This is a genomic window from Deinococcus terrestris, assembly GCF_009377345.1.
GTDB classification, from domain to species: domain Bacteria; phylum Deinococcota; class Deinococci; order Deinococcales; family Deinococcaceae; genus Deinococcus; species Deinococcus terrestris.
Genome location: NZ_WBSL01000002.1, coordinates 38,088 through 47,219, shown reverse-complemented (window position 1 = coordinate 47,219; position 9,132 = coordinate 38,088). Strand labels below are relative to the sequence as shown.

At 71.2% G+C, this 9,132-nt stretch carries 13 protein-coding genes; 6 read left to right on the top strand and 7 right to left on the bottom strand.

What is annotated here, in order from left to right:
- The first annotated feature begins 30 nt into the window (after positions 1-30).
- Entirely contained in the window at positions 31-708 is a 678-nt protein-coding gene (locus F8S09_RS06400; RefSeq protein WP_194165251.1) for a Dps family protein, read from the top strand.
- A gap of 89 nt (positions 709-797) precedes the next feature.
- The gene (locus F8S09_RS06395) at positions 798-1,295 is read left to right on the top strand and encodes a DUF4385 domain-containing protein (RefSeq protein ID WP_194165250.1); all 498 of its coding nucleotides are present in this window, start codon (positions 798-800) and stop codon (positions 1,293-1,295) included.
- Positions 1,296-1,416: 121 nt separating this feature from the next.
- On the opposite strand, the gene mobA is transcribed toward F8S09_RS06395, so the two are convergent.
- Together mobA and F8S09_RS06385 are read right to left on the bottom strand one after the other, a co-directional pair.
- Positions 1,417-2,022 (bottom strand): molybdenum cofactor guanylyltransferase, encoded by a 606-nt coding sequence (mobA, locus tag F8S09_RS06390; RefSeq protein WP_152870321.1) that lies wholly within the window; start codon positions 2,020-2,022, stop codon positions 1,417-1,419.
- Positions 2,019-3,440 (bottom strand): aldehyde dehydrogenase family protein, encoded by a 1,422-nt coding sequence (locus tag F8S09_RS06385; RefSeq protein WP_152870318.1) that lies wholly within the window; start codon positions 3,438-3,440, stop codon positions 2,019-2,021. Before F8S09_RS06385 ends, mobA begins: the two co-directional genes overlap by 4 nt.
- Positions 3,441-3,584: 144 nt before the next feature.
- Here F8S09_RS06385 and F8S09_RS06380 point away from each other — a divergent pair, with 144 nt between their 5' ends.
- Together F8S09_RS06380 and coaD are read left to right on the top strand one after the other, a co-directional pair.
- Positions 3,585-4,139 (top strand): RsmD family RNA methyltransferase, encoded by a 555-nt coding sequence (locus F8S09_RS06380; protein ID WP_152870316.1) that lies wholly within the window; start codon positions 3,585-3,587, stop codon positions 4,137-4,139.
- Positions 4,136-4,657, top strand: coding sequence for a pantetheine-phosphate adenylyltransferase (gene coaD, locus F8S09_RS06375; protein WP_152870314.1), 522 nt, complete (start codon positions 4,136-4,138; stop codon positions 4,655-4,657). Before F8S09_RS06380 ends, coaD begins: the two co-directional genes overlap by 4 nt.
- A 50-nt stretch (positions 4,658-4,707) precedes the next feature.
- Here the strand turns inward: coaD and metK are convergent, their stop codons facing one another.
- From metK to F8S09_RS06360, 3 genes are all read right to left on the bottom strand, one after another.
- Positions 4,708-5,931, bottom strand: coding sequence for a methionine adenosyltransferase (gene metK / locus F8S09_RS06370; protein WP_152870312.1), 1,224 nt, complete (start codon positions 5,929-5,931; stop codon positions 4,708-4,710).
- A gap of 146 nt (positions 5,932-6,077) precedes the next feature.
- Positions 6,078-6,557 (bottom strand): DUF3809 domain-containing protein, encoded by a 480-nt coding sequence (locus F8S09_RS06365; protein ID WP_322618601.1) that lies wholly within the window; start codon positions 6,555-6,557, stop codon positions 6,078-6,080.
- Positions 6,558-6,611: 54 nt separating this feature from the next.
- Positions 6,612-6,872: a DUF3248 domain-containing protein gene (locus F8S09_RS06360; RefSeq protein WP_152870310.1), complete on the bottom strand. Its 261-nt coding sequence runs from the start codon at positions 6,870-6,872 to the stop codon at positions 6,612-6,614.
- A 45-nt stretch (positions 6,873-6,917) separates the two neighbouring features.
- Between F8S09_RS06360 and F8S09_RS06355 the strand changes: the two genes are divergently transcribed.
- The gene (locus F8S09_RS06355; protein WP_152870308.1) at positions 6,918-7,187 is read left to right on the top strand and encodes a hypothetical protein; all 270 of its coding nucleotides are present in this window, start codon (positions 6,918-6,920) and stop codon (positions 7,185-7,187) included.
- On the opposite strand, the gene F8S09_RS06350 is transcribed toward F8S09_RS06355, so the two are convergent.
- Together F8S09_RS06350 and rocF are read right to left on the bottom strand one after the other, a co-directional pair.
- Positions 7,166-7,381, bottom strand: a complete 216-nt coding sequence (locus F8S09_RS06350; protein ID WP_152870306.1) for a hypothetical protein — start codon at positions 7,379-7,381, stop codon at positions 7,166-7,168. The genes F8S09_RS06355 and F8S09_RS06350 overlap by 22 nt on opposite strands.
- A gap of 10 nt (positions 7,382-7,391) precedes the next feature.
- Positions 7,392-8,288: an arginase gene (gene rocF, locus F8S09_RS06345; RefSeq protein WP_152870304.1), complete on the bottom strand. Its 897-nt coding sequence runs from the start codon at positions 8,286-8,288 to the stop codon at positions 7,392-7,394.
- Positions 8,289-8,393: 105 nt separating this feature from the next.
- Here rocF and F8S09_RS06340 point away from each other — a divergent pair, with 105 nt between their 5' ends.
- Positions 8,394-9,032: a metallophosphoesterase family protein gene (locus F8S09_RS06340; protein WP_322618600.1), complete on the top strand. Its 639-nt coding sequence runs from the start codon at positions 8,394-8,396 to the stop codon at positions 9,030-9,032.
- The last annotated feature ends 100 nt before the right edge of the window (positions 9,033-9,132 follow it).

Sequence of the window (9,132 nt, the reverse complement as noted above, 5' to 3'; positions counted from 1 at the left end):
GTCCCCCGGCCGGGGGCGTAGCGTGACCGCATGACCAGAAAGAGCGCAGGAACCAAGGCCGCCGCGGGGAGCAAGGGCGGAGGCCGCCGCAAGACGGCCGACGACGCGAACCAGATGCCAGTGGCAGCTCAGGACACGGCCCAGGGCCGCGAGGCCGCTGGGGTGATGCCGCAGGGCGAGGCCAAGGCCGACGCCGCCCACCTCGACACCCCTCACAACCAACTCGTGGACCACGGCTACCTCTCCGAAGAGGAGTTCGGCACCGTCAGCGAGACCTTGCAGCGTAACCTCGCCACCACCATCAGCCTGTACCTCAAGTTCAAGAAGTACCACTGGGACATCCGGGGGCGCTTCTTCCGCGACCTGCACCTCGCCTACGACGAGTTCATCGAGGAAATTTTCGGGGGCATCGACGAGCAGGCCGAGCGCCTCGTCGCGCTGGGGGGCAGCCCCATCGCCGCGCCCGAGGACATTGCCCGCTTCAGCCTCGTGCAGGTGCCCCAGGAGACGGTGCGCGACGCCCGCACCCAGGTCGCCGACCTCGTGGGGGACCTGACCCGCGTGGCCCGCGGCTACCGCGACGACTCGCAGACCGTGGACGAGGCCAACGATCCCGTTACCGCCGACCTGTACACCGGCTACGCCGCCACCATCGACAAGATCCGCTGGATGCTTCAGGCGATGATGGACGACGACCGGATGAACTGACCGGCCCCCGCAGGGCCGAGCGAAGCGAGACGCCGAAGAGACCACCGGGCCGCCCCGGTGGTTTTCTCCAGCCCCCCAAAGGAGCCCCCATGCCCCGTCCCAAATTCGACTATTCGCTGAACTATGCCGAACTCGACCTGCGGGCACACCCCGAGCTGTACCGGGTCGGGATAGGCGAGCAGGGCGTGCTGCTGGTCCAGCCGTACAAGTCCGAGATTCTTCCGCACTGGCGCTTCGCTACACCGGAAGTCGCCCGCGAGAGCAGCGAGGCCATCTACGCGATGTTCATAGATTACCTGCGGGCGGGGGACTTCGTGGGCGCGGACATGGCCCGCAAGTTTCTCCAGATGGGCTTTACCCGCTCGCGCCGCTATGCCAACCACAAGGGGGGCAAGAAGTACGACGGCCCGGTGCCCGACGACAAGAAGGGCCAGTCCGGGGCACACGGCCGCGCCGAACTCCCCCGCCAGCCCGAGGACCCCGTGAAAGCCGAGTCCGCCCGCATCTTCAAGGCGAAGTGGGACGAGGCCGAGGCCAACGAGGAGTACGCCCGGATGAAACGCGAACACCGGGAGCGTTACGGTTGACGAATACTGCATACCGCGCTATGTTGGTTTTATCACCGCCCGAAGAGGCGGCTTTTTTATTGCTCCGTGGGGCGCGGATGGCAGAAGGCTCTCCGGCTGGCTTTCGGTAGGGGGGCGGGGGCTACGGTGTCCGCTCCAGCGCCGCGAGGTCGGCAGGCGTGTTCACGTTGTGGAGCGCCTGCGGGCTGACCCACGTGATTGCCTTGTAGGGAACCGTCACCGGGTCCCGCGCAGCGAGGCGCAGGCGGCGTTCGCCCGCGTCCAGCAAGGCGGACACGTGGGGGAGGAGGGCCGTGTGGTACAGCGCCCCTAGCGGTTGCGCTCGCCCCGCCGCGTCCAGGGTGAGGACCGACCGCGCCCCCGGTGCCCGCGCTCCGGCCAGCAGCGCCCAGTACGCCGGGGTCAGGCGGGGCAGGTCCACGCCCGCGAAGGCGACCCAGCCCGGTCCCACGTGACGTTCAGCGGCGAGCAGGGCGGCCTCCAGCGCTCCCAGCGGTCCCTCGTCAGGCCGGGTATCGGGGACCGGGAGCCAGCCGGGGAGGGGGTAGCGTCCGGGCGGCGCGACGAGCAGCCGCACCCGGCAGTCCTCCAGGCTGGCCGCGACATGTTCCAGCAGGGTCCGGCCCTCAAGCCGGGCGAGCGCCTTGTCCGTTCCGAAACGGCGGGAGCGGCCCCCGGCGGTCAGCGCCCCCACGAGGTCCAGCCGAGGGGTCGTCCCTGGGGTCATCCCTCCATCTTCCGCATGGCCCAGGCCAGGAAGCGGGGCAGCGGGCGGCCGTAGGGCGGGTACAGAAAGCGCACGCCGCTGCCCCGGCCCTCGTGCAGCACGGCCCGCTCGTGGCTGAAGGTCCGGAAGCCGTACTCGCCGTGGTACCGCCCCATCCCGCTGGGACCGACCCCCCCGAAGGGCAGGTGCGGATTGCTGAGGTGGACCACCGTGCCGTTGATGACCAGGCCGCCGCTCGTCGTCTCGCGGCGAACCTGCTCCACCGCCGCCCCGTCCTCCGCAAAGGTGTACAGCGCGAGCGGGGGGTCGAGCCGCCGCACCAGGGCCAGCGCCTCTCCGAAGTCGCGGTAGGTCAGCACGGGGAGCACCGGGCCGAACAGTTCCTCCTCCATCAGCGGCATCTCCGGGGTCACGCCCGTCACCACCGTGGGCGAGATGAAGCGCGAGGCGGGGTCGAAGTCGCCGCCCAGCTCCACCCGTGCCCCCATCGCCACGCTGTCCCGCGTCAGGCGCGAGAGCCGCTCCACGCTGCGCCCGTCCACCATGCGGCCGTAGTCGGTGCCCTTTCGCAGCCGCTCAGCCTCCCCGAAGCGGTGGGGGATCACCTGCGCGAGCCGCGCCAGGAGGCTGCCGCGCAGCACCTCCGGCACCAGCACGTAATCGGGCGCCACGCAGGTCTGCCCGGCGTTCAGGAACTTGCCCCACGCCAGCCGCTCGGCGGTGAGGCCCAGGTCGGCGCTCTCGTGGACGATGGCCGGACTCTTGCCTCCCAGTTCCAGCGTCACGCCCGTCAGATTGGGCGCGGCGGCGGCGAGGACCTGTCGCCCGATGGCCCCGCTGCCGGTGAAGAAGATGTGGTCGAAGGGCAACTCGGTCAATGACTGGGCGACGCCCGCGCCCCCCTCCACGACCGCGACCAGCCGGGGCTCGAAGACCTCCTCCAGCAGGTGCCGCAGGGCGCGGGCAGTGGCCGGGGCCTTTTCGCTGGGCTTGAGGATGACCGTGTTGCCCGCCGCGAGGCTGGCGATCAGGGGCACGAGCGCGAGGTTGACCGGGTAGTTCCACGCGCTCAGGATCAGGGTGACGCCGCGCGGCTGGAACTCGACCTCGCTGCGGGTGCCTAGCAGGGTGGCGGGCGTGCGGACCCGCCGGGGCGCCATCCAGCGCGGGAGGTGGCGCACGGCGTGGTTCAGCTCCTCCATCGTCGCGTGCAGCTCGGTGATTTCCGCCTCGGCGCGGCTCTTGCCCAGGTCGAGGGCGAGTGCTTCGGCCAGTGCGGCCCGGTGGCGCTGGATGCCTGCCCCCAGCCGCCGCAGCAGGGCCTGCCGCTCGGGGGCGGTGGCCCGCGCGGCCCGCCAACGGTGCCGCCCCTGCGCTTCGAAGAGGGCCTGAAGGTCGGCAGACGTGGGCTGTGTCATGGGGACTCCTCCCGGGAGGCGAGCAGCGCGGTGCAATGGCGAAGTTGGACTCGGTTCAGGCTAGAGCATCGGGCCGCCGCGAAATCGGCAGGGGCGCACATGGCGTTTCCTGGCGGTGCCCTGGGTGCGTTACCCTGCCTGCCGATGAGTGTCCGCATTCTGGCCGGGAGCGCCAAAGGCCGCGCCCTCAAGGTGCCTGCGAGTGCCCGGCCCAGTGGGGCGCGGGTCCGCAAGAGCCTGTTCGACCTGCTCGCCACCCGCGCTCCCTCGGGGCGCTTTCTCGACCTGCACGGCGGCAGCGGCGCGGTGGGGCTGGAGGCCGCCAGCCGGGGCTATGCGGCGACCCTGATCGAAAAGGACGCGGCGGCGGTGCGGGCCATCGAGGGCAACGCCCGCACCCTGGACCTGCCCGTGCGGGTGGTGCGCGGGGACGCGTCGGCGCTGCTGGGGCGCCTCGGCGAGTTCGACGTGGTGTTCAGCGACCCGCCCTACGCCCAGGACATCCCGGCGCTGACCCGCCGCTTGCTCGCTTCGGGCGTGGTGGCGCCCGGCGGCCTGCTCGTCTGCCAGCATCCGGTGCAGGTGCGCCTGGACGATGCCCCCGGCTGGGAGCGAGAGGAGCGGGTGTACGGCAGCAACCTCCTGACCCTCTACCGGCGGGAGGAAGGCGCCGGGGCGGATAAGATCGGGGCCACATGAACGCGGTCTTTCCCGGTTCCTTCGACCCCATCACCAGCGGCCACATGGACGTGCTGACGCGGGCCTCGCGCATCTTCGACCACGTGACCGTCACCGTGATGCACAACGCCCGCAAGCAGGGCAAGCACCTCTTCACGCTGGACGAGCGGCTGGCGATCCTGCACGAGGCGACCGCGCACCTGCCCAACGTCGGCGTGGACACCTTCGGCGGGCTGCTGGTGGACTACATGGCGCAGCAGCAGCAGGGGTTGATCCTGCGCGGGCTGCGGGCGGTGTCTGACTACGAGTACGAACTCCAGATCGCGCATCTCAACCGCCAGATCGGGGAAGTGGAGACGGTGTTCATCATGGCGGCGACCCGCTGGAGCTTTGTCAGTTCCACGATGGTCCGCGAGATCGCCAGCTACGGCGGCGACATCTCCGAGATGGTGCCCCGCGCCTCGGCCGCCGCCCTGCGCCGCAAGTTCGCGGACGTGTACGCGGCGCGGGACGCCGGGCGAGCGGCCGGAACGGAATAAAAAGCCCCCACGCACCCGCCGGGCCGTGGGGGAGAGGGGAGTGCTTGCGCTCAGGCGGTCGTCACGGCCTGCGCCGCGTCTCGCAGCGCCTCCGCCTTCCCGGTCTGCTCCCAGGGGAACTCGGGGCGGCCGAAGTGCCCGTAGGCGGCCGTCTGCGCGTAGATGGGCCGCAGCAGGTCCAGCTCGGCGATAATCGCCTGCGGGCGGGCGTCGAAGTGTTCGCCCACCAGCTCGGCCAGCCGCTCGTCGCTCACGGTGCCCGTGCCGTAGGTGTCCACCCGCAGTGAGACGGGATTCGCCCGGCCAATCGCGTAGGCGACCTCCACCAGCGCCCGACGCGCCAGCCCCGCCGCAACGAGGTTCTTGGCGACAAAGCGGGCGTAGTACGCCGCCGAGCGGTCCACCTTGGTGGGGTCCTTGCCCGAAAAGGCCCCGCCCCCGTGCGGCACCGCGCCCCCGTAGGTGTCCACGATGATCTTGCGCCCGGTCAGGCCGGTGTCGCCGTGCGGCCCGCCGATCACGAAGCGCCCGCTGGGGTTGATGAAGTATTTGGTGTCGGGGGTCAGCAGCTCGGCCGGGATGACGGCCCGCACGACGTGCTCCAGCAGGTCTTCCCGAATCTGCTCCTGCGTGACCGACTCGCTGTGCTGGGCGCTGATGACGACCGTATCCACAAAGGTTTCCCGCGCCTCATGCGGCTCGCCGTCGCGGACCACCGTGACCTGCGCCTTGGCGTCGGGGCGCAGGTAGGGGAGGGCGCCATTCTTCCGCAGCTCGGCCAGCTTGCGCGTCAGTCGGTGCGCGAGGCTGATGGGCAGCGGCATCAGCTCGGGCGTCTCGTCGGTCGCGTAGCCGAACATCAGGCCCTGGTCGCCCGCGCCGATGCGGGAGTATTCGTGTTCAGGGCGGGCGCGTTCATCTTCCGACATCTCGCGCCACTCCTCCGAGAAGTTGACCCCCCCGGCGATCTCGGGGGACTGCTCGTGCAGGGCGACCAGCACGGCACTGTATTCGGCGTCAAAGCCGTAGTTGGCGCGGGTGTAGCCCACCTTCATCACGGCGTCGCGCACCGTCTTTTGCACGTCCACCCGTGCGTTTTGCGCGGTGACCTCGCCCGCCACGACCGCCATGCCGGTGGTCAGCAGCGTTTCCACCGCGACCCGGCTGGCGGGTTCCTGGCGCAGAAACTCGTCCAGGATGCTGTCCGAGATGAAGTCCGCGAGCTTGTCCGGGTGACCTTCCGAGACCGATTCCGACGTGTAGTACTTCCGCATGAATGCTCCTTCGTGCGGGGGGGCGTCTCACAGAACCGCCTGGAGAGGGATGTCGCTGCGGTCCCCGCACGGTGGCTGCCCTCCAGCGCGGGGGCGGCACCGGGGCAGCCTACTCCAGCAGCGCCGGGAGGGAAAAGGGCGTCCGGCTACCGGGCCGCTTCCGGAAGTGCCGCCGCAATCCCCTGCGGCAACTCCCCCGCCAGCCGCTCCAGCGTGCGCTCTGCCGCCGAGCGCACCATCTTTTCGAAAGCGGCGCCGCCCCACCCCTCGGCCTCCGGGAGCCGCAGGTGGGCGCGAAACTGGAAGTCGAAGGCCATCTCGCCCGCCGCGCTCACCCGCGCCTGCCCCGCGACCTCCACCCAGGCCCGTTCGCCCGTGACGGGCTGGGGCTGCAACTCCGCCCCGTCCCCGGTGGGATGCAGGGTGCTGAAAAAGGGCAGGTCCACCTCCCCCAGCAGCGGCACCGGCACCACGAGTTCGCCGCGCACCCCCGCCGCGTCCGCCCGCAGGTCCCGCAGGAAGCGCACCCGCGAGAGCGAGACGCCCGCGTCGCGCACGAAGGCGAGCGCGGCGTCTTCCCCGCCGGGGTGGGTCAGCGTGAAGGCTTGCCGGGCTTCAAACAGCACGCGCTCTCCAGTGGGGGAGAGCTGACGGCTGACGGCTGACCGCTGACTGCTTGCTCAGTCCACCCACTCGATCACCACCCGGTTCTCGCTCAGCGCGGCCTGAAGCTCGGCGTCGTTCGCGCTACGCAGCCGGGGCAGGTGCGCGAAGCGGGGCGTGGCCGAGGCGTACCCCAGCCGCACGACCACCTCGTCGCTGACCTCGTCCTTGCCGACGCGCCACACGAGCTGCCCGCCGAGCGCCTCAAGCTGCCGCGTCAACTCCGGGGGCAGAGGCGCCGGGGAGGAGGGGTCAGGGGAGGGAGGGCCGCCGGTCATGCGGGCATTGTACGCGCCGGGGCGGGGCGCGGTAGAACGGGGGGCATGTCCCCCCACCCCCTCTCGTGGCGTGCCCTGGAAACCCGCGTCGGCCTGGACGCCCTGCCCGACTTTCACCGCGCCTTTCTAGCCTGGCGCGGGGTGGAGGGGGCCGCCGAGATGCCCCTGCGCCGCGTGGGGCAGCGGGTGGAGGCCGAACTCAACCGGCTGGTGCAAGCGGGCCGGGCCAGCCGCGACGGGGACGACTGGCAGCTCTGGCCGGGGGTGCTGGCGGGCTTTGATGCGGCGCAGCCCTACCTCTCCTCAGAGGACTGACCCGGCGCGACCTCTACCACCTCGGCCCGCCAGCCCTCGGTGATCCACTCCTGCGCGGCGGCCCCGGCTGCGTCGGCGCTGGGGAAGACCCGGCATTCGCCCGCGTCGTTCTCCAGCCAGTGGGGTTCGTCCAGCAGGGCATCGTCCCCGTGGGCGTCCTTGTGGACGTATTGCAGGCGAACGGCGTAGGGCATCGGGGGCAGGTTACAGAATCCGCTGTCCCAGCAGGCTGGCGGCCATGCCGACCATCACCTCGGCAGTCTGGTTGCGGGTGTCGAGGACCGGGTTGACCTCCACGATGTCGAGGCTGGTCACCCGGCCCGACTCCGAGAGCAGTTCCATCAGCAGGTGCCCCTCGCGGTAGGTCAGGCCGCCGGGGACCGGGGTGCCCACGCCGGGCGCGACCGAGGGGTCGAGGGCGTCCGCGTCGAAGGAGACGTGCAGCCGCTCGGTCCCCGAGAGCCGCTCCAGCGTTTCGTCCATGATGCGGGTGATGCCGAGCTGGTCCACGTCCTTCATGGTGTAGGCCTTGATTCCGGCTCCGCGCAGCAGCTCGCGCTCGTGGGCGTCCACGCTGCGGATGCCGATCATCACGATGTCCTCGGGCTGGAGGTGCCAGCCCCCGCCCAGGCCGGAAAGCTGCGGGTCGCCCAGCCCGGTCAGGTGCGCCACGGGCATCCCGTGGATGTTGCCGCTGGGACTGCTCCGGGGTGTGTTGTAGTCGGTGTGGGCGTCCACCCAGATCAGCCCGGTGCGCCGGGGGGAGCCGCCGCGCAGGGCGTTGCCCGTCACCGTGCCCATGCTGACCGAGTGGTCGCCGCCCAGGGTGACCGGGAAGGTGCCCTCCGGCAGTGCAGCCACCCGCTCGGCGGCGCTGCGGCACGCCGCGATGATGGGGTCGAGGAAGATCAGCCCGCCCTCCGCGTGCTTGTCCACCGTCTCGGGAAGGGGTACTTCCACGTCCCCGAGGTCCGTCACCGTGTGCCCCAGCCCGCGCAGCGTGCCCGCGAGGTGCGCATTTCGCAGCGCCGACGGCCCCATGTCTACCCCCCGGCGTCCCGCGCCGAGGTCCATCGGAATGCCCAGAATGCTCAGGTCCATACCCATCAGGCTAAGGGCGGGGCGGGGGTATGCCTCAGGGCTGCAAAATTATGCCCCCGGCCACAGCGGGCCTTGCCGGGCACGCTACACTCGGCCCCAGTTTCCGTGCCCGCCTCCACCCCCCCGCCCCCCGTCCCGCCCCGCCGCGTGCTGGTGCTGGCCGACATGGTGCATCCCTTCGTGTACCGCGAAGGCTTCGCCCGCTCGGCCCCGGCGGTGGACCTCGTGCTCGCGGCGGGCGACCTGCCCGGCTACTACCTGGAGTTTCTGGCGAGCGTGCTGACCGTGCCCATCCTGTATGTCCACGGCAACCACGGCGACGAGTCGGTGGACGAGGGGGACGGCCCCATTCCTCCACGCGGGGTCATCGCCGCGCATGGCCGGGTGGTGACGGCGGCGGGGCTGCGGGTCGCGGGCTGGGGCGGGGTGCCGCGCTACCGGCCCGGCGGCGAAGGGCAGTATTCGCCATCGCAGGCCCGGCGCGGTCTGGGGTGGCTGGGCTGGCAGGCCCGGCGGGGGGTAGACGTGCTGCTCACGCACGCGCCCCCGCTCGGGCCGCACACCGGCAGCGACTACGCCCACCGGGGCTGCCCCGAGATCACCCGCTTCATGGCCTGCCGCCGCCCCCGCCTCGTCGTCCACGGCCACGTCCACGAGTACGAGGGCCGCAAGCCCGACTACGTGGACGAGGCCAGCGGCGCCCGCGTGGTGAACGCCTACGGGTACCGGGTGCTGGAGGTGTGATTCAGGACTGTGGGAACGCTCGCGATTCTCGCGCCAGCACGCCATTTGTCTTAAGGCCGGGTGACCATTCGGCACATGTGGGGTGGGGGTGGGGGCGGCA